Origin of the sequence: Streptomyces sp. C10-9-1 (genome assembly GCF_024497955.1) — a bacterium.
GTDB lineage: Bacteria > Actinomycetota > Actinomycetes > Streptomycetales > Streptomycetaceae > Streptomyces > Streptomyces sanyensis.
The window spans coordinates 1-23,134 of the sequence record NZ_JANHKP010000018.1; the positions used below are offsets into that span (position 1 = coordinate 1).

The following is a 23,134-nucleotide window of genomic DNA, read 5'->3' on the forward strand; positions in this document are numbered from 1 at the left end:
GGACGGCGCCGACCGGGGCAACCTCGCCGCCGCGCCGGACGACTCGCTCGCGGCCTGGCTCGACGCCCTGGAGACGGCGGCGGAGCAGAAGCTCCCCACGCAAACGACCTCATGGCGCGCGGTCGGCCCCTGTTCCCGGCTCAAGGGCTCGGTCGGGCGGTCGGGCGGGGGTCGGGGGGCGCAAGCCGTACCCGACGTCCGCGGGGCCGTGTCATCCTGCCTCGGCACTCGACCACGGTCTCGGCAGGCATTCCATCCCCGCGGACGTCATGGATACCTGGTTCGGCGCCCCGGCCGCCGGCGGGTCCCGCCCCCCTCTCCGGGGTCTGCCGCGGCCAGGCCGGGGCGCCTCGCGGCGGCCGGACGGCCGGCCGGTGCATCAGAAGGCGATGCGGACCTTCAGCGCCTCGCGGTCGTGCATGGCGCGGTAGCCGTCCGGGACCCCGTCGAGGCCGACGGTGCGGTCGAAGACCGGGCCCGGGTCGATGGCGCCGGAGAGCACGTCCGGCAGCAGTTCGGGGATGTACGCGCGGGCGGGGGCGACGCCGCCGGCCAGCGTCACGTTGCGGCCGAACATCTGGGCGATGTCCACGCCGGCGGAGCCTCCGTGGGGCACGCCGACGTAGCCGACCGCACCGCCGTCCCGGGCGATGGAGACGGCGGTGCGCAGGGACTCCTCGGTGCCGACGGCCTCCAGGACGGCGTGCGCCCCCTGGCCCCCGGTCAGTTCCCTGACGGCCTCGACCGCGGCTTCACCGCGCTCGGCGACGACGTCGGTGGCCCCGAAGCCGCGGGCGATGGCGGTGCGCTGCTCGTGCCGGCCCAGCGCGATGATCCTTTCGGCGCCGAGGCGCCGGGCGGCGAGCACACCGCACAGGCCGACCGCGCCGTCGCCGACCACGGCGACGGTGGAGCCGGGGCGGATCCGGGCGGCGACGGCGGCGTGGTGGCCGGTGCTCATCACGTCGGAGAGGGCGAGCAGGGCGGGGAGCAGCTTCTCCTCGCCGGCTGCCTCCTTCGGCAGCTTGACCAGGGTGCCGTCGGCGAACGGCACACGGACGGCTTCGCCCTGGCCGCCGTCGGAGCCGGCCTCGCCCCAGAAGCCGCCCTCGGGGCAGGAGGTGTGCAGGCCCTCGCTGCAGTAGTCGCAGGTGCCGTCGGACCAGACGAACGGGGCCACCACGAAGTCGCCGCGGGTGAAGCCGGTCACCTCGGAGCCGGTGTCCTCGACGACGCCCAGGAACTCGTGTCCGATCCGCTGCCCTGCCGCCCGGGAGGCCACACCGCGGTACGCCCACAGGTCGCTGCCGCAGATGCAGGCGTTGACCACCCGAACCACGGCGTCGGTCGGCCGCCGGACCACCGGGTCGGGTACGTCCTCGATCCGGATGTCGTGAGGGCCGTGGATCACGGTAGCGCGCACGGAAGTCTCCTGGGACTGCTCGGGGCCTGGGCGGAGCAGCCAGGGTCGCCGTACACATGTTCTCGTGTCCAGCTACATTCTCTACAGCCTCTGTTTAAGATGAACTGATGCTCGATCTTCGGCGGCTCATCCTCCTGCGTGATCTGGACGCCCACGGCACGGTGACCGCTGTGGCGGAGCTCCACGGCGTCACGCCCTCCGCCGTCTCGCAGCAGCTGCGGTTGCTGGAGGTCGAGACCGGCGCCCGTCTTCTGGAGCGCACCGGCCGCTCCGTCCACCTCACCGCCGCCGGGCGGCAGTTGGCCGACGACACCGAGCACGTGCTCACCGCGCTCGAACGGGCCCAGGACCGGCTGCAGGCCGGCCGGGGGGAGCCGACCGGCCCCTTCCGCGTCGCCTGCTTCCCCAGTGCGTTCGCACCGGTGGGTGCCCCCCTCGGCGAAGCCCTGGAGAGCGCCCACGGGAACCTGCGCCTGCACCTGACCGAAGCCGAACCGGAAGCCGCCGTGCGGCTGCTGCTCCAGCGTCGCGTCGACCTCGCCCTGCTCTACCGCTACACCAACCTCGCCACTCCCCCGTACGCCGGCGTCGAGACCCACGCCCTGCGGACCGATCCGCTGGTCGCGGTCCTGCGCAACGACCATCCGGCAGCCCGCCGCGGGCGGGGCGCGGTCGACCTGCGAGAGCTCGCGGACACCGAGTGGATCACCGCCCCGCCCCACACAGCCTGCGGAGACGCGGTCCTGCAAGCCTGCCGGTCGGCCGGTTTCACTCCGCGGGTCCGCCACACCTGCACCGACTTCTCCGCCATGATCGCCATCGCCGCAGGCGGCGGCCACACCGCCCTCATCCCGCACCTGGCAGCAGCCCACCTGCCACCGGTGCTGGCGGCACGACCGGTCACGGACAGCACCCTCGCGCGCACGATCGAGACCGCCGTCCGGCACGGTACGGCGCACGAGCCCGCGGTCGCCGCCGGCCTCACCGCACTGCGCGCTCTCTGCGACGGCTCGCACGACGCACCGAGGTGAGGCCCCCGGGAAGGCGCCGGGAGCGACCGCCTGCCGGCAGGTGAGCGCGTACGCGGGGGCACCCGCAGCCGCGCGGCCCCGCCCCGACCGTGCGGAACGCCTCCGGGTGAGGTCGCGGGCGACGATCACACCGCCGCGGCGCACGGCGCGCTTCCCGGGCCAGGCCACGACGAGAGCCGAAGGCCCGCGCCTGCCGTCGGCCACTCGTCCTGCGCCGGCGTCCGCCCGGACCGACCGGAAGCGGCCGGGCAGGACCGCTTCACGCGCGAACCTGCTCCCGGGGACCCGTCGTTCACTTGTGATCTCACTCGTACAGGACACCACTCACGGCTCCTGGACACGTCATCCCAGCACCTGGACCACGCGGCGACGTGGGCCACGCCGTAGACGCCGAACCTCCCGGCGGGCGCGTCGGCGTCGCCGGGCGCAGGGAGCAGGCCGGGGGTGCGCCGTCATCGCCGACGCAGCGGAGACCGGGAGCCTCTCGCAGAGCGCAATGCGCCGCCTCCTTCGCTCCCCCGCTCTGCCCAGAGGGGCGGAGAACCCGGGACACGTGCAGGCGCACCGGGCGGGTGCGACGCCGTCGGCAGACCCGGGCCGAGTCACCGGCCCCCTCGGCGTGCCGGACCACCGGCGGGTCGGTGCGCTCCTCGGGTGCGGGCCCCATGGGACGCGCCGTGACGGCCGCGGCGGGGCTCGTCTCGTGCTGCGCTTGAGCACGGACACCGCCGCTCTACGCGGCGGGGGTGAGGTCGGCGCGGCCGAACAGCAGCGCGTATCCGGTGGGAAGCCGGTGCAGGATGCGGGTGATCATGTCGGGGCCGGCGCAGGCGGCGACGGCCGCGAAGACGGATCCGGTGTCCCAGCGGGTGGTGGCCGGGGAGGCGCCGGAGCGGGCGGCGAGGTCCTTCACCAGGGCCCAGCCGGTCAGCGGCCGGGCGTCGGGATTCGGGGCGGTGAGGATGCGTGCGGCCTCCCGGGGCAGGCGGGCGGCCAGGGCTTCGCGTTCGTCGCCGGTGAGCTGGCGCCCGAGTCCGGCGAGGACCAGGCGGACGGCTTCGTCGGCCCTCTCGCGTGTGGGGTACGCGCCTTCGTAGCGGACCTTCTCCAGCATCTGCTCGTACGCCGCCCCGTAGGGCTGCGGGCGCTCGAGCGGTGCGCGGACGTCGGTGATCACTGCGGTGCATGCCTTTCTCGTGGGCGGGGCGGGACGGTGCCTGCAGCGGCACCGAGGCGGGGGTCAGATGGGCTGCGGGCGGCCGAAGAGGAGGTCGTAGCCGGCGGGCAGTTGGAACAGGATCTGCTCCAGCAGGTCGTCGCCGGCGGCGTCGGCGGCCGTGGACAGGACGGCGCCGACGTCCCAGGTCGCGGTCTGCTCGGTGGCGCCCTCGATCCACGCGGCGGTCGCCCGCACGAACCGCTCCGGTGCCAGCGGCTCGGCGCTCTGGAGCGGGTTGAGCAGGATCAGCGCGAACTCCTCCGGCAGACGTGCCGCGAGCCGGGCGCGGACTTCGCCGACCAGGTGCGCGCCCAGCAGGGCGAGCACCACGCGGGCCGCGCGCTCCGCCTCTTCTGCCGTGCCGTACTCGCCGCGTTCCTTGACGTGGTCGAGGAACGCTTCGCGTCGCAGAGTCATCTCGTCCGCCACCCCGTCCTGTCTCGTCTTCATCGGGCTGCCCACGGGGTGCGGAGGACGGGGGTGAGAGGGGGGAGACCGGGTGTTCCGTCCTCCGCACCGTATCCGGCCGTGTCAGCCGGAGATCTCCTTGCGGCCGGAGCCGACGCCGACGGAGACCTTGCGGGGCTTGGCGCGCTCGGCGATCGGGATGCGCAGGGTGAGCACGCCCGCGTCGTAGTCGGCCTGGATGTGCTCGGTGTCGAGGGTGTCGGCGAGCACGATCTGGCGGGAGAAGACGCCCAGCGGCCGCTCGGTCAGCTCCATCTGCACGTCGTCGGCCCTCGTGACGGGCCGGCGCTCGGCCTTGACCGTCAGCATGTTCCGCTCGACGTCGATGTCGATCGCGTCGGCGCTGACGCCGGGAAGGTCGAAGGCCACCACGTACTCGTCGCCCTCGCGGTAGGCGTCCATCGGCATCGCCGACGGCTTCGACCAGGTTCCCGGGCCCATGAGCTGCTGGGCCAGCCGGTCCAGCTCACGGAACGGGTCGGTGCGCATCAACATGGAAAACACCTCCAGAGGTTCGGGCAGTTGCTGCCAATGCGCCTCACTGACACCGTTGTAGCATGTCATCCGATGGATGACAAAGACGATGTCGTCAGAAGGATGACACCCCGAGGGAGGCGCCCATGACCCCGGCCGAACAGCCGCCCCCGATCAGCACCGACACCTGCGGCCCGGCGTCGTTCCTCGCCGCCGCGGCCGCCCTCGACGCCATCGACGACGCCCTGCACACCGCCCGGCACGACGACCCCGACACCCCCTCCCCCGCGCCGGCCCCGGAGCAGGCACTGGCCTCGCTCCTGCTGCTGCGGCAGGTCCGCGAGCAACTCGCCGGATGGGAGACCGGCCTGATCGAGACCGCCCGCGACGCCGGCGCCAGCTGGGCAGACCTCGCCCACCCCCTCGGCGTCGCCAGCCGCCAGGCCGCCGAACGCCGCTACCTGCGCGGCCGCCCCGGCCCCGAAGGGACCACCGGCGAGCAACGCGTGACGGCCACCCGCCAAGCCCGCGCCACACAACGCACCACCGCCGCCCGGGCCCGCGACAACGCCGCCGACCTGCGCCGCCTCGCCGGCCAGATCACCGCCCTGACCGACCTGGCCCCCGCGGCCCGCCGCCCGGTCGCAGCGCTCCACGCCGCCCTCGCCGACGACGACCCCGCCGCCCTGATCCGCCCCCTGACCGCCACCCGCCCCCACCTGGCCACCGCCCACCCCGACCTCACCGCACGACTCGACACCCTCACCTCCCCCTGACCACGGGCCACACATACGCGGCGTGAGGCCGTCCCGGGGCCGACCCACTCTCGACGTGGGCGGCCCCAGGGACCCAGCAGCGCCCGCGCGGGTACCGCGCTCCCGCCAGCCCACCCGGCAGCGGATCCGAAGCCGGCGCCGGAGGGCAGCAGGTGCCCGGCCCGGCGCTCCGTCAGGCCTCGTGCAGGCGGAAGGCCAGTCCGCGCTCGCCCTCCGATCGCGGGCCGAAGATTCGGCGGTCCTTCTCCTCGATCGGCACATCGTTGATGCTCGCCTCACGCCGGGTCATCAGCCCGCGCCCGTCGAACTCCCACAGCTCGTTCCCGTACGACCGCCACCACCGGCCGTCGCCGTCCTGGCACTCGTACCGGAAGCGAACAGCGATGCGGTTGCCGTCGAAGGCCCACAGGTCCTTGCGCAGTGCGTACGCCCTCTCTCGCGCCCACTTCGCCGCGAGGAACCCGACGATCTCCGCACGGCCGGTGATGAAGGTGCCGCGGTTACGCCATACCGAGTCCTCCGAGTAGGCGAGCGCCACCCTGTGCGGGTCGCGGGTGTTCCACGCGTCCTCGGCGGCCTGCACCTTCCGGGCCGCGCTCTTACGGGTGAACGGGGGTAGCGGCGGCCGGTCGGTCATGTCTTCCTCCAGGGAGTGGATCGATGAGCAGACACGGGAGAACGAACGTTCTCCCGTGGGCTGCTACCGTAGGAGAACGTTCGTTCTCGCGTCAAGGAGAGGCCGCGCATGGACACCGCAACCGCCCGGGAACAGGCACTGGACGCCGCCGAGAGGCTGTTCTACGGCCGCGGTATCCAGTCCGTCGGCATGGACGACATCAGGGGGGCGTCCGGGGTTTCACTCAAGCGGCTCTATCAGCTCTTCCCGGCGAAGGAGCAGCTGGTCGAGGCGTACCTGGAGCGCCGCGACGTGCGCTGGCGCGGTGAACTCGCCGCGTACGTGGCACGGGAGCAGGATCCCAAGCAGCGGATCATCGCCGTCTTCGACTGGCTTCAGGAGTGGTTCGGCGACGAGGAGTTCCGCGGGTGCGCCTGGATCAACGCCTACGGCGAGCTGGGCGCCCGGTCCGACCGGGTGGCAGGCCAGGTGCGGGCTCACAAGCAGGCGTTCCGGGACTACCTCGGCTCACTGGTGGCCGGGGCCGAGCTGCCCGACGCACTGACCGGGCCGCTCCATCTCCTGGCCGAGGGTGCCATGGTCACGGCGGGGGTCACGGGCAGTACACGACCGGCGGCCGAGGCCCGTCAGGCGGCGCGGTCCCTCCTGACGGTGCGCTGAGGCGGACCACGCAGCAGGACCGGGGCGAGCCGAACCAGGGCCCGTGGGCCTACCGGGTCGGCGCGTCCGAGTTCTCGCGGTGCCCGGTGGCAGTGCTCTCTCCGGCCTCGAGCGAGGGTTCCATGTGCCGCAGGGTCGGGTTCGGCAACGCGTCGGGCGAACCGCGTCGACGCCGGCGTCTCCGTACCGCTTCCGGCAGCCGACGGAGGCGGGGCCGGGCCGGCATCAGGGGGTGGGTGCCGTCTCCGTGTCTCGCCGTGCCCGAACCCGGCCTCGGCCAGAACGACTTGGCCGCCCGGCCGCGTCCCCGCTGTGCTCGGCCCCCTGTTCGTGCGGCAGGTAGCCGAATCCGAGGGACCGGGGGCGACGTGCAGCCGGCCGCCTTGCACGGTGGCGTCGGGGAGGGCGGGCCAGGCAGACGACGGCGCCGCGGGCTCAACGCGCCACCCCGGCAGGACGCAACACCGGATCGTGGCACTAGCCTGCGGTGATGACCGGAACCGAGCTGGACGAGCTGATCGTCGCCGACGCGGCGGCGCTGCGCGCGTGGCTGCTGGACAACCACACCACCTCTCCTGGCGTGTGGCTCGCCCTGACCAGGAAGGGCGGCACCGTCACCACCCTGACCTGGCAGCAGGCGGTCGACGAGGCCCTGTGCTTCGGCTGGATCGACGGGCAGGCCCGCAAACGCGACGAGGGGAGCTCCTGGAGGCGCTTCACCCCGCGCCGGCCCCGCAGCGTCTGGTCCCGGCGCAACGTCGACAACGTGGCCCGGTTGGAGGCAGCCGGCCTGATGCTGCCCGCCGGCCGCGCCGCAGTGGACGCGGCGAAGGCCGACGGACGGTGGGCAGCCGCCTATGCACCGTCATCGGAAGCGGAGGTACCGCCCGACCTCCGGGACGCGATCGCCGCGGACCCGGCAGCACAGGCGATGTTCGACGTGCTCACCAGAACCAACCGATTCGCCCTCATCAACCGGGTCAACGCCGTCAAGCGGGCCGAGACACGCACCCGGAAGATCGCCGAGTACGTGGCAATGCTGGCCCGGCACGAGACGATCCACCCACAGCGAGCCACACCGGCAAACCCGCCGACGCCGTGACCGGACACCCGCCGAAACGGGCAGACCCGCGCTGCCGGGAATCCTGGTGACGTGGTCTTCAAGGTCGTCGGATCACTCGACGGCCGACGACCCGGGGGCTGGAGTAGCTCGGCCGAAGCCGTGGGAGGTCGACCGCGAACGTCCCCGGTGGCTACGGGACGTTGTCCTCGTCGATCTTGCACCGCAGCACCGCCGCCAGGTGCTCGGAGCGGTTCGGCCACCCGAGTGGTCGTCACGGCCCCCTGCGCACCGACACGGGGACGGCGAGGGGTTCAGCCCGCACGATGGGACGCGTCACCGCTGGGAACACCACGGCCGTCGGAACGGCCGTACACATCGGGAGCTCTCTGTGAACACCCCGCAGGCCCCTGCACACGACGGTCTCCACGCGATGTTCATCAACTGCACGCTCAAGCGGTCACCCCACGTCAGCAACACCCAGGGGCTGATCGACAAGAGCCGCTCGGTGATGGAGTCGAACGGTGTGAGCACCGAACTCGTACGAGCCGTCGATCACGACATCGCCACCGGCGTATGGCCGGACATGACCGAGCACGGATGGGCCACAGACGCATGGCCGTCGCTGTACGAGCGGGTCATGGCGGCCGACATCCTGGTACTCGCGGGACCGATCTGGCTCGGGGACAACAGCTCCGTCATGAAGCAGGTCATCGAGCGGCTCTACGCCGGGTCCTCGCAGCTCAACGACCGGGGCCAGTACGCGTACTACGGACGTGTCGGCGGGTGCCTGATCACCGGCAACGAGGACGGCGTGAAGCACTGCGCCATGAACGTCCTCTACAGCCTCCAGCACCTCGGCTACACCATTCCACCGCAGGCGGACGCGGGCTGGATCGGTGAGGCCGGCCCCGGACCCTCCTACCTCGATCCGGGGTCCGGCGGCCCGGAGAACGACTTCACCAACCGCAACACCAGCTTCATGACCTGGAACCTGATGCACCTGGCCGCGATGCTCAAACAGACCGGTGGCATCCCGGCCCACGGAAACCAGCGCTCGGAGTGGGACGCGGGCTGCCGCTCCGACTTCCCGAACCCCGACTACCGCTGACTCCTGGCGAACGACGGTGAGCGGGGGACGCTCCGGCTCCTGTCCGCAGCCGGGCCGATCACGACGCGTCCCGGCCACGCACCCCCGCCCGTGCCACCGCCCGCGAGCCAGGGCGAACGCCGCGGCCGCCGTCGCGCGCCCGCCGGGGATCACGGGAGACCCCTGGCGCCGACGGTGCCGGTACGGGACCGGCTCGGCCGCCGTGCCACTCGCGCCGCACGTGGGCTGCCGGCCGCGCGCGTCCGGTCGACGGGGTTCCCGCTGCCGCGTCGGCGCGTGATCCGAACCCGGTGGAAGCGGGTACGGGCGCACGTCGAGCGCAGCCTGTCCGACCTCGCCGTGCCCGCTCTCGTGCGGATCGCGGCGCTCGTGCGCAAGCACCGAGACGCCTCGCGGCCCGGTCCGACGCCCTCAACGGCATCATCGCCGGCGCCGCCCCGGCCGCGACACCCGCGGCCCCTGCTCACGGGCACGGATCCGCCAGGACCGCGTACTCCGCGTCATCGAAGCCCCGGAACGTGGCCGATGAGTCGCTGTCAGGCATCGCGCCACCACGGGGGCCGGATGCTCTCGTCGGTGTCGGCGGCGCAGTTGACGCCGTGGACGACCTCCGAGTCGCCCAGGTCCCAGCCGACGATGCCGTTGCCCTTCCGGGTCAGCTCCACCAGGCGAGCGCGATGGGTTCCGCTGCCGGTGTTCACGTCACAGGTCTCGACACTGGTCCAGGAGCGTCCGTCCAGGGCGGCGGCGACCGCCACGGCGGGCAGGACGACGATGCCGAGCAGCAGTCCGGCGATCCACAGGACGTCGGCGGCACGCTGCGGAACCGTCTCGGCCTGCGTGCCGGTGCGGCGGCCCGTGGTGTGCTCGCGACGGCCGGTCCTGTAGTCGACCATGACCCCCACCCGCATGACGTAGGAGGCCAGTCCGGCGGTCAGGCCCCAGCCCAGGCCGTTGAACGCACCGACCACTGTCCCCAGGGCGGCCGGGACCACGGCGGCGGTGGCAGCGGTCACCGCCATGGGGGTGTCCCGATGTCTGAGGGCGCCGCCCCTGGCCGCGAAGTGGGCGTAGCTGGCGCGCGAGACGGTCACGGCCAGCACGGTGGCCAGCAGGGCCTCGTTCAGGAACATGCCGATGAGGATGTCGGCCCAGTTGCCCGGCCCCATAGCGATCAGCGCGTCCCTGGCCGCGTCCCCGCCGCCGAGTGTCCAGGCCAGCTTGAGCGCCGGCAACGCGAGCACGACTGCCAGCATCATCACGTGCCCCGCCCTCTCCCGGTAGTCCCGGGAAGCCCTCTCCTCACCCACGCGACGAGTCTCACGCCCCGCCCGCCGTCAGCACGGCACGACACACGTACGCAGCCGCGTCCCCCTGGCGAGCAGTGGGGCGGCCCGTGCCCACACGTGGCGTCACCCTGCCAGGGTCATTCAGCCGGGCACACGCCGTTCCCGCACCTCGCGGGACGGAACACCTGCCGACGCTGCGTCGTCAGAGCTCCGGGGCGGGGGGCAGGGTGGTCTCGCGCCCGGCCTTCGCTGCGGCGCGCAGGGCCGCTTCACGGGCCGGGCCCGGCAGCGCCCCCGGCTCACCGCGGCTCGCGGCCTCGAACTCCGGACCCACCGCCGGCCTTCTGCGCCGGTGGGCGCCGAACGCCTCCACGGACCCGGTCCGGTGCCCCCGAGGTACGCCGCGCGGCGCGGACGGCCAGGTCCCCGGGCCCGCGGCGGGGGTGTGATCGGATTCGGCCTCGTCCGCATCGCGCAGCCCGGGGAGCGTGCCGCCGTCCCGCATGCCGGTGGTCGGCCCGGCTCGTCCGATCCCGTCCGTGCGCAGGGGCGTTGCCAGCGGTGATGCGCGGGCGGGTGGAGCATTCCCGCGCGGGGGGCCTGATGGCGGTGCCGGTGGGCGGCCCGCGGGGCCGCCCACGAATGGCGCGCGGACCTGTGGTGCCCGACGTGCCGCGTGGCTAGCCTGCGATCTTGTGGATCTGAAGCTGGCAGGGCGTGTGATCGTGGTGACCGGTGGCAGTTCCGGCGTGGGCCGGGCCGCTGTCGAACTGCTCCTGGGTGAGGGCGCCCAGGTGGCGACCTGCGCCCGGGACGCCGGACGGCTGGAGCAGGTGTGGGCGCACCAGCAGGACCGGCTGTACCTCCATGCGGGCGATGTGCGCGAGGAGGCGGCGATGGAGGGCTTCGTCCGCGCGACGGCCGGACGGTTCGGCCGGATCGACGCCGTGGTGGCCAATGCCGGGGAAGGGCTCCCGAGCACCTTCGCCGATGCCACGCCCAAGGACTGGCTGGCCGAGCTGGAGGGCAAGGTGCTCGGCGCGGTGCTCCCGGTGCGGGCGGCACTGCCCTGGCTTCGGCTCTCCGACGCGGGCCGCGTGGTGCTGATCGGGGCCCTGATCGCACGCGAGCCGGAGCCGAGCCTGGTCACGGCCAGTGCGGCCCGCGCCGCGCTCGCCAACCTCGCCCGCTCCATGGCCACCGAGCTGGCGGCCGACGAGATCCTGGTCAACACCGTCAGCCTGGGCATGATCGACACGGAGCGGCAGCAGGCGGTCCATGCGGCGTCCGGCAGTGCCGAGTCCTACCAGCAGTGGGCCGCCGGATCCGTCGCCCGCCGCGGAGTGCCGCTCGGGCGGATGGGCCGCCCTGAGGAGGTGGCGCCCGTCATCGCCCTGCTGGCCTCACCCATGGCCTCGTACATCAGCGGCGCCGACGTGGCCGTGGCAGGGGGCGCAGGTCACTCGGCCCACTGACCACCGGGCTCCCGGCACGCCGGAACCCCGTTGAGCAGGGGGTGCCGAGGCCGCGAGGGTCCGGTGGCCCTGCCGTGCACGCATCGGCGCGAGAGGACGCCTGTCGCGCCGATGCGCGCCGGAGGCCGGAACAGGGCTTCGCAGGCTCCGTTCGTGCGCCGTGGCGGGTGGCTCTTGTTCACGGGCAGCGGGTCTGGCCCGACTTCTGTGCCAGGGCCACCGTGAGTGAGCGTCTGGTACCCCGTCGCGCGGAGGATCAGCAGCGTCGGTTGGCGCCGCTCACGTGTGTCCACGGTGGTCTGCGAAGACGCGAAGCGAGCAGGAAACCTGGTGGCAGCCATCCATGCCCTACGGGATGCTCACAGAGTGATCGAGCGAGATGCCGCGGTTCAGATCGTCGAGGAACAGCTGGAACGGGACTACCAGCAGGAGCTGGCACTTGGGCTCGACCCGATCCGCATGGCTGTGTCGCATGTAGAGCAGCATGAGCTGGCATGGATCGTTTCCTGGGCAGCCGAGGAGTATCTGCGCACCCGGAATCCAGACTTCGCACTGGCCGGGAATGGGCCGTACCTTGTTGACCGCGCCGACGGAAGCCTGCACCAGATCGGCGTGGTCTCCGCAGTAGCGGACGCATGGGAAACGGACTACCGAGTCCGTGTTCGAGGGCAGGTCACGCGGACCGCAGCGGACGATCTGCACGACGAGGTCCGGGCCGTGGCGGACGCCCGCGGGAGGGTTCATGCCATGCACACCCTGCGCCGAAAGGTGCCAGCGCTCTCCCACGCCCAGATCATCGAATACGTGACCGCCCTGCAGCACGGCGATGCTCCGGCGCACCTGGTAGAGGTCTCCTCCAGTGAGCTGGCGCCGCCTGCCGACCCGCTCGGTTCCGTGGTGACCATCCGCAGATCCGAGAACCGTTGAGGTCCCTGACAGCACCGGCTTTCCTCACGCATCAGGAAGAACCCACCTACGCAGCAGTGAGCAGCCGGCGCGGCCTGACATCCGGCGCTTGAGCATCTCGATCTGGTCGACATGGCCTTCGACAGCGACCGCGCGGGGGCTCCCGGTCCGCCTGACCGTCCGCTCGGCTCCGCTGCGGCGTCCGTCGGCCCCCCTGCCGGAACCGGCGGAGGGCCGCCCGGCGCGTCCGCTGACCGCGGCCGGCCGGCCGGCCGCGGTCAGCGGACGCGCCGGGCGGAGGCGGGCGGCGGCAGGCGGTAGGAAGGCAGGTTGCGGCGGCGGATCAGCCACTCCGCGATGAACATGTTCGGCACCCAGGCCAGGAACGGCACGGCGTGGTAGGCGTTGTCGAACACCACGTCGAACTCGGTGTCCATGTCGTGGAAGGGCGCCTGGACGAGGATCAGCACTCCGAGCCAGAGGCGCAGCGCGGGTGCGGCGTAGGTGAAGGCGAAGTTGCGGATCATCCAGGCCTGGTGGTGTGCGATGTCGCCCCGGCGGGCGGCTCTGTAGCCGCGCACCGCGGTGAGCGCCCACAGCACGGACAGGCCTCCGAAGCCGAAGAAGCCGGCCATGCCGGCCGAGTTCCAGGGAGTGACCAGCGCACCGCTCACCGCCCCGAGCAGGACCGAGACCAGGTAGACACGGCCCACCGCGCGGTGCGCCTGCGGCGAGCGCCGACGCAGTGCGCGGGAGAACTGGAACGGGCCCAGCAGCAGCGCCAGGGCAGCGGTGGCGATGTGGACGTACAGGAGGGCCTGGGCGAAGGCCGGTGCGGCGGCATACGCCTCGGAAAGGCCGGCCCCGTCTTCGGCGAGGGATTCCAGGGACCCTGCGGCATAGGTGCCGACGGAGAAGGCGACCACGGCCAGTGAGCTCAGCAGGACCAGCGTCCAACCCGTGCGGGAGCGGGCTGGAGGACGGCGAGGCGGGGGCGGCGCGCTCCGGGATCCCGCAAGGGTCGCGGTCCCCCCGGACGCGGACGGCTGGGGAGCCGGGGCGGCGGTTCCCTCGTCGCTTCGGCAATCGGACACGGCCCCTCCAGCGGGTGGCGGCGGATGCGAGTACGGCTGGTCGCCGACCGCTCGCCCTCCCCGCACCCGGTGCTGGGGCGGGGACGGGCGGGCGGAGAGGGCAGGGCGGAAGCACCCCCACCCTCATGTGACTCGCTCTTACATTGTGAGGGCCTTTAACATAGCCACGAATGTTAATGTGGTCAACATGGCGTCGAAAGCGAGACCGGACACCGGGTCCGGGGCGAAGAACCCCGACTCCTACCATCACGGAGCCCTGCGCGAGGCACTGCTGACGGGGGCTCGCGAACTGCTCGACGAACGCGGCGAGGAGGGCTTCAGCCTCAGCGCGCTGGCCCGGCGCCTCGGTGTCAGCACCGCCGCCCCCTACCGCCACTTCGCCGACCGCGACGCCCTGCTGCACGCCGTCGGCGACCTGGGCTACGAGGAGCTGCGCCGGCGCCTGCTCCGTGCGGACGCAGCCGCGGACGGCCCCGCCGACACCCTGGTGGGCATGTGCGCCGCCTATCTGCGCTTCGCGCAGGACAACCCGGCCCTGTTCGGCATCCTCTTCCGCAGCCGCGGCACCCACCGGCAGTCCCCGACCGGCCCCGCGTCGTTCCAGCCCCTGATCGACGCGGTGACCGAGGCGCAGCGCCGCGGTGTGCTGGACTCCGGCTCCTCGCCACTGGTCCTGGCCCGCTCCGTCTGGGCAGCGGTCCACGGCCTGGCCGTGCTGCACCTCAACGGCGGGTTCGCGAAGCTCGGCCTCGACGACACCCCGGAGCGCCTCGCCACCGACACCCTGGCCGCGATGCTGCGCACCCCCGACGGCCCCGCACCGGCATGATCCCCGCCCCCTGAGCCCCGGCGGCCGCCCCCGGCACGCCTTCCGGCCACGCGGCACGCGCGGTTCTCGCGCGGCTGGCGGCCCGGCGGTGCCCCGCAGCCCCCGCACGAGGGCCGGTGCACCGCTCGGCGTCAGTGCGGCCGCGACCGCAGCCGGCGCTCAGCCGGTCGCCACGTCCTCCCACTCGGCCGTGCGGTCGCACCAGCGTCCCAGCAGCACCCGGTCGTGTCCGACGGCCAGCAGGCCCGCCCCGCTGGCGGCCCGGTAGGACTCCACCGCGGCGACGAGGGCGGCCGTGGTGGAGGCGTCCAGCATGGCGGTCATCTCGTCGCAGACCAGCAGCCGGGGGCGCAGCACCAGGGCTCGGGCCAGGCAGGCGCGCTGGAGTTGGCCGTCGCTGACCTCGTGGGGGCGCCGGCGCAGCAGTTCACCCGTCAGCCCCACGGTCTCGGCGAGTTCCGCCGCCCGCCGCGCGGCGCCTTCGCGGCGGCCCGTCGCCCGCAGGGGTTCGGCGATGAGGTCGACGAGGCGCAGCCGGGGGTCGGCGGCGAGGCGGGGCTGCTGGAACACGACCCCGATCGCGGTCCGCAGACGGCGCGGCGCACGGTGGCGCCAGGCGCAGACCGGCTCCCCGTCGACAGCGAGGCGGCCTGCCTCGGGGCGGTGCAGCAGGGCCACCACGCGGGCCAGCGTGGACTTCCCGCAGCCGCTCGGACCGAGCAGACCGACCGCTTCGCCCGGCGCCAGGCTCAGGGAGGCGCCGCGCACCACCGGGGTGCGGCGGTCGTATCCGGCGGTGATCCCGTCCAGCTCGATCACGGTGCGGCCCCCTCGGGGTGGTGGCAGGCGGTGCCCCCGGCGAAGACCGGCCGCTGCGAGGCGCAGCGGCCGTCGGACTTGGAGCAGCGCGGGGCGAAGGCGCAGCCCGCCGGGAGGTCGCCCAGTTCCGGCGGCAGTCCGGGTATCGGGGTGAAGGACCGCTCGGGGAGGGCGTTCAGCAGGCCGCGGGCGTAGGGGTGCCGGGGCCCGGGGTCGCCGAAGAAGCGGTCGGCCTCGGCGATCTCGACGATGCGGCCGGCGTACATCACGGCGACCCGGTCGGCGGTGCGCTGCGCGGCGGCGAGGTCGTGGGTGATCAGCAGCAGGGCGCGTCCCCGGTCCACCTGGCGGCGCAGCTCGTCCGCGGTGTGCTCGACCAGGTCGCGGTCGAGGCCGGTGGTGGGCTCGTCGGCCAGCAGCAGGGGCGCGTCGCCCACCAGGGCCAGCGCGGTGGCGGCCCGCTGGGCGAGGCCGCCGGAGAGTTCGTGGGGGTAGCGGTCGAGGTGGTCCGCGGGGTAGGCGGCGCGCTCGGCGGCCCCGGCGGCGTGCCGGGCGGCGGCCTCCCCCCTGAGGCCGGTGAGCGCCCTCGCGGTCTCGGCCAGTTGGGCCCCGACGGTCCGTACGGGCGTGAGGTGGGCGGCGGGGCTCTGGGGCACCAGGCCGACGAGGCGTCCGCGGACGGTGCGGGCCAGGACGGCCTCGTCGGCGGTGAGGAGCTCGGTGCCGGCGGTGCGGGCGGTGCCGGCGGTCTGGGCGTTGGCGGGCAGCAGCCCGAGCAGGGCGGAGGCGAGGACGGACTTTCCGCAGCCGCTCTCGCCCACGAGGGCGAGGCACTGTCCGGCCTCCAGGGTGAAGCCGGCGTCGCTGACGGCGGCGACGTGCCGCCCGCCGGGCATCCGGAAGCGCACGGACAGGCCGCGGACCTCCAGGAGGGGTGGGTGGTCGGCGGACGGGTGGGCGGGGGTGCTCGGGCGGGTCGCGGAGGGCTCGGTCACAGCGTCAGCTCCGCTCGCCGGCGCGGGTTGAGACGTTCCCGCCAGGCGCCGGCGAGGCCGGCGACGGCGAGGGTCGGGACGATCAGGAACAGGCCGGGGAAGAGGGTGGGCCACCAGTGGCCCGCCAGCAGGGAGCCGCGGGCGGTCTGGACGAGGTTGCCGAGGCTCGCCTGGTGGGTGGGCAGTCCCAGGCCGAGGAACGACAGGGCCGACTCGTGCCACATGGTGTGCGGGACCATGAGCACGGCGGCGAGGCCGGCCTGCGGCAGGACGCCGGGCAGCAGGTGGCGGACGGCGACGCGCAGGCGGCCCGCTCCGCCGCTGACGGCGGCGTCGATGTACGGGCGCGAGCGCAGCGACAGTACTTCCGCCCGCACGATGCGGGCCGTGGACAGCCAGTGGGTGACCGCGACGGACACCACGACCGGCCACAGCCCGGGCCGGAACATGGCGACGACGAAGATGCCGAGCAGCAGGTGGGGCACGGAGGAGAAGGTGTCCACGAGGCGCATCAGCAGGCGGTCGGTCCAGCCGCCGAGGGCTGCCGCCGCGGCGCCCACGGCGGTGCCGATCACGGTCGCGGCGAGCGCGGCCACCAGGCCGACCACGAGCGAGACGCGCAGTCCGTAGACGCAGCGCAGCAGCAGGTCGCGGCCGACGTCGTCGGTGCCGAAGGGGTGCGCCGCGGAGGGCGGCAGGAGCTTGCTCGGCAGATCGACGGCCTGCTGGTCGAGGTCGACGGCGGGGGGCACGACGAGCACCGCGAGGGCCACGCAGACGAGGACGGCGGCCGAGGCGGCGATCCGCAGGGTGCGGGTCGAGCGCCGGGTGCCGCCGCGGCTGCGCCACACGGCCGGGGCGGCGAAGGGGACGGGGCGCCGGTCAGCCATCGAAGCCCACCCGGGGGTCGGCGAGGCCGTAGAGCAGGTCCGAGAGGAGGTTTCCGAGGAGCACGGCCGCGGTGGCGAGCACCGTGAGGGCCGCGAGCAGCGGGAAGTCGACGGCGGTGGCGGCCTGGACGGTCGCGGCGGCGATGCCCGGCCAGCTGAAGACGGTCTCCACGAGCAGTGCTCCGGTGATGAGTTCGGGGACGCGGGAGCCGATGAGGGTGAGCATCGGCAGCATGCCGGAGCGCAGGGCGTGTCCGAGCAGGACGGTGCGCTCGGCCAGTCCGCGGGCGCGGGCGCCGCGCACCGGGTCCTCGTCCAAGGCGTCGCCGACTCCCTGGCGTACGTAGAGGTAGAACCACGGCAGCTGGCTGATGCCCAGCACGGCCGCGGGCAGCACCAGGTGGCGGGCGACCTGACCGGCGGTGACGGTGTCGCTGGCGGTGTCGGTGAGCCCGCCCGCGGGCAGCACGCCCCACTGGAGGGAGAACAGCCAGATGGCGAGGAGCCCCAGCCAGAAGGCGGGAGCGGCCTCCAGGGTGTACGCGATCGCGGTGGCGCAGCGGTCGAGCGGCCCGCCGGGGCGGCGCGCGGCGAGCACGCCGAACGCGGTGCCGAGGAGTACGGCGAGAGCGAAGGCCGCGGCGGCCAGGAGGACCGACCATCCGAGCCGCTCGGCGACGGCGTCCGCGACCGGCATCCGCAGGACGGCGGAGTCGCCGAGGTCCCCCCGCAGGGCGCCGGCGATCCAGTCCGCCCAGCGGGCCGTGAACGGCTGGTCGACGCCGAGGTTGGCCCTGATCTGGTCGAGGTTCTCCTGCGAGGCGGTGAGCCCCGCGGTGCCGGTGTACGCCGTGACGGGGTCGAAGGGGGAGGCCGCGGCGACGGCGAAGACGCCGAAGGTCACGAGGAGCAGGACGGGGACGGCGAGCAGGACCCGCCGTCCCGCCATGCGGGCCATGGCGCCCCAGGGAGCGCGCCGCTTCACCGCGCCGCGCCCTTGGGGGTCCAGGTCTCGACGTTCCACCAGGGTCCGGAGGCCAGGCCGTGGTCGTGCGGCTCGACCTGGGTGCTGAGGCCGTCCCAGGTGTCGGCGAGCACGTAGACGTGGTCGATGTGGGTGAGGAAGGTGTAGCCGGGGTTCTTCGCCAGTTCCCGCTGGACGGTGTCGTAGGCGCGCCTGCGGGCGGCTTCGTCCCCGGCCCGGCGGCCCTGCTCCAGGGCCTCGTCCACGGCCGGGTTGTCGTAGCGGGCCATGTTGTTGAAGCCGTCGCCCGCGTGGTCGGAGTGGAGGAGCAGGTACTGGTCGAAGTCGGGGTCGCCGGGCGCTCCTCCGCCGGCGAGGACCGCGTCGTCCTTCATCCGCGGCTCGATGACCTCCCAGCTCCCGGCCTGGGTGGTGATGTCGATGCCGATGCTGCGGGCGTCGGAGGCGTAGGCCAGGGCGTGGTCCTGCCGGAGCTTGTCGCCGGTGACGTACCAGAGCGGGAAGGCGGCGCGGACGCCGTCCCTGGTGCGGATCCCGTCCTTGCCGGGCTTCCACCCCGCCTCGTCGAGGATCCGCCGGGCGGCCTCGGGGTCGTGGCGGCGTTCGGTGCCTGCGGTGAACCACGGGCTGCCGGTGGGGACGGGCCCGTACGCCGGCCTGCCCGCGCCGTTCAGGATGCCGTCGACCATGGCCTGCCGGTCGACGGCGATGTCCAGGGCGCGGCGTACGGCGGTGTCGCCCGCGACGGGGTTGCCCGTGGGCAGGGTGACGGTGCGGTAGTCGTAGCTGGTGGCCCGGTGGGTGCGCAGGTTCCTGTCGCGGGCGAAGCCCTCGGCGAGGGCGGGCGGCAGGACGGCGCCGTCGAGGTCCCCGGCGCGCAGCCGGGTGGCGCGGACGTCGTCGTCCTGGATGACGGCCATGGTGAACCGCTCGACCTGCGGTTCGCCGCCCCAGTAGTGGGGGTTGGCCTTGAAGCTGAGCTTCTCTCCCCTGGACCAGCCGGTGAGGATGTAGGGCCCGGTGCCGATCGGTTCGGTGGTGAACTTCCCCGTGTTGACGTCCTGCCGGCCGGCGATGTGCTCGGGGGCGATGGGGAGCACGGTCCGCTGGGCGAAGGGGGCGTAGGGGTACGCGAGGGTGAAGACGACGGTGTGGCTGCCCTCGGCGCGGACACCCCTGAGGGCGTCGAGTTCCGCGCGGGAGGGGTTGTTGGTCTTCTCGTCGAGGATGGTGCGGTAGGTGAAGACGACGTCCTCGGCGTCGAAGGGCTCTCCGTCCTGGAAGGTCACGCCCCGGCGGAGGGTGTACGTGTAGGTGAGCCCGTCGGGGCTGACCTCCGGGAGTTCGGCCGCGAGGGCCGGGCGCAGCCGCATGTCCGCGTCGTGGGCGAGCAGCCCGTCGAAGATCTTGGAGTTGCCGTCCTTGCCGTACCCGAGGAGGGGGCTGAGGGTGTCGGGCTCGTAGGCGATGCCGACGACCGCGGTGCCGCCGTCCGCCGCCCGGGTTCCGCCGCCGGACGGCGCGGTGCAGGCCGCCGCGCCGAGGAGCAGCGCGGCGGCCAGGGCCGCGGCGGAGGCGGCCCGTAGGGATCGGCCCGTCATGATGAAACCCCTGTTGAAGATCGACTGTTGTTGCAAAACGCTCGCAATTAAACAGTATGTAAAGGCCGGGACGGAACAGGGGGTGTTACCGGTGGGGTGTGCGGGCACGGGCGCGGCCCGCCGGGTGTCAGGGGGCGTCCAGACCCGCGAGCCGGGCCACCTCCTGCCGGTGGCGGCCCGGGGTGCCGAAGGCGATCTCGTCGGCCTTGGCCCGCTTCAGGTACCGGTGTGCCGGGTGCTCCCAGGTCATGCCGATACCTCCGTGCAGCTGCACGCACTCCTCGGCGGCGCGCACGGCTGCCGGGGAGCAGTACGCCTGGGCCACCGCGGCGGCGAGCGGCGCGTCCCCGGCACCGGTGGCCAGGGCGTCGGCGGCCGCGCGGGCGGCCGCCCGCGCGGAGACGAGCTCCAGCCACAGCCGGGCCATGCGGTGCTTGAGCGCCTGGAAGGACCCGACGGGGCGGTTGAACTGGTGCCGCTCCCGGGTGTGCGCCACCGCCGCCTCCAGGCACCACTCGGCGAGGCCGAGCTGCTCGGAGGCGAGCAGGGCGGCCCCGGCGAGCAGGCCCCCGCCGACGGCGTCCGCGGCGGGCCCGGGGGCGGCGATCCGTGTGCCGGTGCCGTCCGGGGCGCTCACCGCGGCGAGCGGCCGGGTGAGGTCGAGCGGGGTGCAGGGCTCGACGCGCGCCTCCGCCGCATCGACGGCGTACAGGCCGTCGGCCCTCGGCACGAGGAGGACGTCCGCGGCGACGGCGTCCGCGACGGCGGTGGCGCGGCCCTGCGGCGGGGCCGCCGTGGCACCGGGCGGGGTGGACAGCGGCAGGGCCAGCACGGCCGTGCGCCCACCGGCCGCGAGGTCCTCCAGCAGCCCGCCGACGGGCGGGTGGTCCGGGTCCAGGGCGAGCAGCACGGTGGTGGCGACCACCGAGCTGGTGAGGAAGGGGGCCGGGGTGACGGTCCGCCCCAGTTCCTCCAGCACCACGGCGGCCTCGCGCGGACCGGCTCCCTGCCCGCCGTACTCCTCGGGGACGAGCAGTCCGGCGGCGCCGGCACCGCCGGCGAGCGCCCGCCACAGGTCGGGGTCGTAGGGGTGGCCGGCCTCCTCCCGCTCCGCGCTCACCGCGGCCGGGGCCGAGCGGGCGGCGAGCAGCGAGCGGACGGAGGCGCGCAGGTCCTCCTCGGCCTCGCCGTACAGCAGGTCCGTCATCGGGCCAGGTCCTTCCACGGGGTGTCCTTGTCACTGCGCGGTTCGGCGGGCAGGCCCAGGACGCGCTCGGCCACGATGTTGAGCAGCACCTCGCTGGTGCCGCCCTCGATCGAGTTGCCCTTGGCGCGCAGGTAGCGGTAGCCCGCCTGCCGGCCGGTGAAGTCCACGAGTTCCGGGCGGCGCAGGGTCCAGTCGTCGTACAGCAGCCCCTCCTCGCCGAGCAGTTCGACCTCCAGGCCGCTGATCTCCTGGTTGAGGCGGGCGAAGGCCAGTTTCGCCGCGCTGCCCTCGGGTCCCGGCTGCCCGGCCGCGAGCTTCTGGCGCAGGCGCTCCCCCGCCAGCCGGGCGGCCTCGGCCTCGACCCAGAGCGCGAGCAGCCGCTGGTGCAGGTCGTGGGTGCGCAGCTCCGGACGCGCGCGCCAGGTGGCGGCGAGGCGGCCGATCATGCCGCCCTCACGCGGTACGCGGTGGCCGCCGATGGAGACGCGCTCGTTCATCAGGGTGGTCTGCGCGACGCGCCAGCCGTCGCCGACCGCCCCGAGGCGGTGGGCGTCGGGGATGCGGACTCCGGTGAGGAAGACCTCGTTGAACTCGGCCTCGCCGGTGATCTGCCGCAGCGGGCGCACGTCGACCCCGGGGTCGGTCATGTCGCACACGAAGTAGGTGATGCCGCGGTGCTTGGGCACGTCCGGGTCGGTGCGGGCGAGGAGGATGGCCCAGCGGGCGGCGTGGGCGCTGGAGGTCCACACCTTCTGCCCGTCGACGACCCAGGTGTCGCCGTCGCGGACGGCCCGGGTGGCGAGGGCCGCGAGGTCGGAGCCGGCACCGGGCTCCGAGAAGAGCTGGCACCACACCTCCTCGCCGGTCCACAGCGGGCGCAGGAAGCGCTGCCTGAGCGTGTCGGAGGCGTAGGCGAGCAGGGTGGGGGCGGCCATCCCGAGGCCGATGCCGATCCGGCGCGGGTCGTTGTCCGGGGCCCCGGCCTCGGCGAGGGCGGCGTCGACGGCCGCCTGGAGGGTGCGCGGTGCGCCGAGCCCGCCGAGGCCCTCGGGGTAGTGCACCCAGGCCAGACCGGCGTCGAACCGGGCCCGGAGGAAGTCGGTGCGCCCCGTCTCGGCCGGGGGGTGGGCGGCGAGGAGGTCGGCGACCCGCCGGCGGAGGTCCTCGGGGCCGGTCACCGCCGCTCCCCCTCACCGGCGCCGGGGAGGACGACGAGGCGGCCCGTGGTCGCGCCGTCCGCGACGCGCTGCACGGCCGAGGCGGCGCCGGACAGCGGGACCCGCTCGCTGATCAGCGGTTTGACGAGGCCCTTGGCCGCGTACTCGCTGAGCTCCCGGTGGCATTCCGCCACGGAACCGGGGTCCTTGCGCGCGTACAGGCCCCAGTGGAGGCCGAGGATCGAGTAGTTCTTGACGAGGGCGTGGTTGAGGGCGGGGGCGGGGATCTCGCCTCCCGCGAAGCCGACGACGACGATGCGCCCCTCGAAGGCGATGCACTTGGTCGACCCGGTGTAGGCGGCGCCGCCGACCGGGTCGTAGACCACGTCGGCGCCACGGCCGCCGGTCGCCTCCCTGACGGCGGCGGCGAAGTCCTCGGTGCGCCGGTCGACCACCACGTCGCAGCCGAGTTCGCGGGCCGCCCGGGCCTTGTCGGCTCCGCCGACGACGCCGATGACGGTGGCGCCCGCCGCCTTGCCGAGCTGGACGGCCGCGCTGCCGACGCCCCCGGCCGCGGCATGGACCAGCAGGGTCTCGCCCCGGCGCAGGCCGGCCCTGCGGTGGAGGCCGAACCAGCCCGTCTGGTAGCCGATGTGCAGGGCCGCGGCCTCGGCGTCGTCCAGCGCCTCCGGGGCGGGCAGCACGGCGGCGGAGTCGGCGACGGTGTACTGCGCGAGACCGCCGTGGGGCAGGGCCGGGGTCGCGATGACGCGGCGGCCGTCGGCGGTCTCGGCGCACACCTCGACACCCGGGGTGAAGGGCAGCGGCGGGCGCACCTGGTAGTGGCCGCGGCACAGCAGGGCGTCGGGGAAGTTGACGTTGGCGGCCCGGACCCGCAGCAGTTCCTGGCCGGGCCCCGGTTCGGGCCGTTCGACCTCGTCGAGCCGCATCACCTCGCCCGGTTCGCCGTTGCGGTGTACTCGCCATGCCTGCATCTCGGGGCCTCCCACCGGCCGTAGGGCAGTACG

At 74.0% G+C, this 23,134-nt stretch carries 24 protein-coding genes; 8 read left to right on the forward strand and 16 right to left on the reverse strand.

Annotated features, from left to right (window positions below; all coding sequences use genetic code 11):
* Positions 1-379: 379 nt before the first annotated feature.
* Positions 380-1,423 (reverse strand): zinc-dependent alcohol dehydrogenase family protein, encoded by a 1,044-nt coding sequence (locus NPS70_RS23725; protein ID WP_256526417.1) that lies wholly within the window; start codon positions 1,421-1,423, stop codon positions 380-382.
* A gap of 107 nt (positions 1,424-1,530) precedes the next feature.
* On the opposite strand from NPS70_RS23725, the gene NPS70_RS23730 reads away from it, so the two are divergent.
* Entirely contained in the window at positions 1,531-2,454 is a 924-nt protein-coding gene (locus tag NPS70_RS23730) for a LysR family transcriptional regulator (protein ID WP_256526418.1), read from the forward strand.
* A gap of 733 nt (positions 2,455-3,187) precedes the next feature.
* Here NPS70_RS23730 and NPS70_RS23735 read toward each other — a convergent pair.
* The 3 genes from NPS70_RS23735 to NPS70_RS23745 form a co-directional block, all read right to left on the reverse strand.
* Positions 3,188-3,631, reverse strand: coding sequence for a DUF2267 domain-containing protein (locus tag NPS70_RS23735; RefSeq protein ID WP_256526419.1), 444 nt, complete (start codon positions 3,629-3,631; stop codon positions 3,188-3,190).
* A gap of 63 nt (positions 3,632-3,694) precedes the next feature.
* Positions 3,695-4,090, reverse strand: coding sequence for a DUF2267 domain-containing protein (locus tag NPS70_RS23740; RefSeq protein ID WP_256526541.1), 396 nt, complete (start codon positions 4,088-4,090; stop codon positions 3,695-3,697).
* Positions 4,091-4,204: 114 nt separating this feature from the next.
* Complete coding sequence (locus tag NPS70_RS23745) at positions 4,205-4,636, reverse strand: Hsp20/alpha crystallin family protein (protein WP_256526421.1); 432 nt, start codon at positions 4,634-4,636, stop codon at positions 4,205-4,207.
* 125 nt (positions 4,637-4,761) lie between these two features.
* On the opposite strand from NPS70_RS23745, the gene NPS70_RS23750 reads away from it, so the two are divergent.
* Positions 4,762-5,391 carry a type III effector protein gene (locus tag NPS70_RS23750; RefSeq protein ID WP_256526422.1) on the forward strand — a complete coding sequence of 210 codons (630 nt, stop codon included), beginning with the start codon at positions 4,762-4,764 and terminating at the stop codon, positions 5,389-5,391.
* Positions 5,392-5,563: 172 nt separating this feature from the next.
* On the opposite strand, the gene NPS70_RS23755 is transcribed toward NPS70_RS23750, so the two are convergent.
* The gene (locus NPS70_RS23755) at positions 5,564-6,028 is read right to left on the reverse strand and encodes a nuclear transport factor 2 family protein (RefSeq protein ID WP_256526423.1); all 465 of its coding nucleotides are present in this window, start codon (positions 6,026-6,028) and stop codon (positions 5,564-5,566) included.
* A gap of 108 nt (positions 6,029-6,136) precedes the next feature.
* Here NPS70_RS23755 and NPS70_RS23760 point away from each other — a divergent pair, with 108 nt between their 5' ends.
* From NPS70_RS23760 to NPS70_RS23770, 3 genes are all read left to right on the forward strand, one after another.
* Positions 6,137-6,688 (forward strand): TetR/AcrR family transcriptional regulator, encoded by a 552-nt coding sequence (locus tag NPS70_RS23760; RefSeq protein ID WP_256526424.1) that lies wholly within the window; start codon positions 6,137-6,139, stop codon positions 6,686-6,688.
* 487 nt (positions 6,689-7,175) lie between these two features.
* Positions 7,176-7,790: a YdeI family protein gene (locus NPS70_RS23765; RefSeq protein WP_256526425.1), complete on the forward strand. Its 615-nt coding sequence runs from the start codon at positions 7,176-7,178 to the stop codon at positions 7,788-7,790.
* A 391-nt stretch (positions 7,791-8,181) separates the two neighbouring features.
* Positions 8,182-8,859, forward strand: a complete 678-nt coding sequence (locus NPS70_RS23770; RefSeq protein ID WP_256526542.1) for a flavodoxin family protein — start codon at positions 8,182-8,184, stop codon at positions 8,857-8,859.
* Positions 8,860-9,395: 536 nt separating this feature from the next.
* Here the strand turns inward: NPS70_RS23770 and NPS70_RS23775 are convergent.
* Positions 9,396-10,169, reverse strand: coding sequence for a hypothetical protein (locus tag NPS70_RS23775; RefSeq protein ID WP_256526426.1), 774 nt, complete (start codon positions 10,167-10,169; stop codon positions 9,396-9,398).
* A gap of 181 nt (positions 10,170-10,350) precedes the next feature.
* The gene (locus tag NPS70_RS23780; RefSeq protein WP_256526427.1) at positions 10,351-10,482 is read right to left on the reverse strand and encodes a hypothetical protein; all 132 of its coding nucleotides are present in this window, start codon (positions 10,480-10,482) and stop codon (positions 10,351-10,353) included.
* 361 nt (positions 10,483-10,843) lie between these two features.
* Between NPS70_RS23780 and NPS70_RS23785 the strand changes: the two genes are divergently transcribed.
* Positions 10,844-11,623: an SDR family oxidoreductase gene (locus NPS70_RS23785; protein WP_256526428.1), complete on the forward strand. Its 780-nt coding sequence runs from the start codon at positions 10,844-10,846 to the stop codon at positions 11,621-11,623.
* 366 nt (positions 11,624-11,989) lie between these two features.
* On the forward strand, positions 11,990-12,550 hold the full coding sequence (locus NPS70_RS23790; protein WP_256526429.1) for a YrhB domain-containing protein: 561 nt from the start codon (positions 11,990-11,992) through the stop codon (positions 12,548-12,550).
* A gap of 257 nt (positions 12,551-12,807) precedes the next feature.
* On the opposite strand, the gene NPS70_RS23795 is transcribed toward NPS70_RS23790, so the two are convergent.
* A complete protein-coding gene (locus NPS70_RS23795; protein ID WP_256526430.1) occupies positions 12,808-13,455 on the reverse strand; it encodes a DUF2306 domain-containing protein in 648 nt (215 codons plus the stop codon).
* A 355-nt stretch (positions 13,456-13,810) separates the two neighbouring features.
* Between NPS70_RS23795 and NPS70_RS23800 the strand changes: the two genes are divergently transcribed.
* Positions 13,811-14,452, forward strand: a complete 642-nt coding sequence (locus NPS70_RS23800; protein WP_256526431.1) for a TetR/AcrR family transcriptional regulator — start codon at positions 13,811-13,813, stop codon at positions 14,450-14,452.
* 159 nt (positions 14,453-14,611) lie between these two features.
* Here NPS70_RS23800 and NPS70_RS23805 read toward each other — a convergent pair whose 3' ends face one another.
* From NPS70_RS23805 to NPS70_RS23840, 8 genes are all read right to left on the reverse strand, one after another.
* Positions 14,612-15,271 (reverse strand): ABC transporter ATP-binding protein, encoded by a 660-nt coding sequence (locus tag NPS70_RS23805; protein WP_256526433.1) that lies wholly within the window; start codon positions 15,269-15,271, stop codon positions 14,612-14,614.
* Positions 15,268-16,167 (reverse strand): ABC transporter ATP-binding protein, encoded by a 900-nt coding sequence (locus tag NPS70_RS23810; RefSeq protein WP_308315041.1) that lies wholly within the window; start codon positions 16,165-16,167, stop codon positions 15,268-15,270. The genes NPS70_RS23805 and NPS70_RS23810 overlap by 4 nt, the downstream gene beginning before the upstream one ends.
* A gap of 95 nt (positions 16,168-16,262) precedes the next feature.
* Positions 16,263-17,156 (reverse strand): ABC transporter permease, encoded by an 894-nt coding sequence (locus NPS70_RS23815; RefSeq protein ID WP_256526435.1) that lies wholly within the window; start codon positions 17,154-17,156, stop codon positions 16,263-16,265.
* The gene (locus tag NPS70_RS23820) at positions 17,149-18,114 is read right to left on the reverse strand and encodes an ABC transporter permease (RefSeq protein ID WP_256526543.1); all 966 of its coding nucleotides are present in this window, start codon (positions 18,112-18,114) and stop codon (positions 17,149-17,151) included. The genes NPS70_RS23815 and NPS70_RS23820 overlap by 8 nt, the downstream gene beginning before the upstream one ends.
* Before the next feature lie 23 nt (positions 18,115-18,137).
* On the reverse strand, positions 18,138-19,742 hold the full coding sequence (locus tag NPS70_RS23825) for an ABC transporter substrate-binding protein (RefSeq protein WP_256526436.1): 1,605 nt from the start codon (positions 19,740-19,742) through the stop codon (positions 18,138-18,140).
* Positions 19,743-19,869: 127 nt separating this feature from the next.
* The gene (locus NPS70_RS23830; RefSeq protein WP_256526437.1) at positions 19,870-20,949 is read right to left on the reverse strand and encodes an acyl-CoA dehydrogenase family protein; all 1,080 of its coding nucleotides are present in this window, start codon (positions 20,947-20,949) and stop codon (positions 19,870-19,872) included.
* Positions 20,946-22,127 (reverse strand): acyl-CoA dehydrogenase family protein, encoded by a 1,182-nt coding sequence (locus NPS70_RS23835; RefSeq protein WP_256526438.1) that lies wholly within the window; start codon positions 22,125-22,127, stop codon positions 20,946-20,948. Before NPS70_RS23835 ends, NPS70_RS23830 begins: the two co-directional genes overlap by 4 nt.
* Positions 22,124-23,101 carry an NADPH:quinone oxidoreductase family protein gene (locus tag NPS70_RS23840; protein ID WP_256526439.1) on the reverse strand — a complete coding sequence of 326 codons (978 nt, stop codon included), beginning with the start codon at positions 23,099-23,101 and terminating at the stop codon, positions 22,124-22,126. Before NPS70_RS23840 ends, NPS70_RS23835 begins: the two co-directional genes overlap by 4 nt.
* Positions 23,102-23,134: the final 33 nt, after the last annotated feature.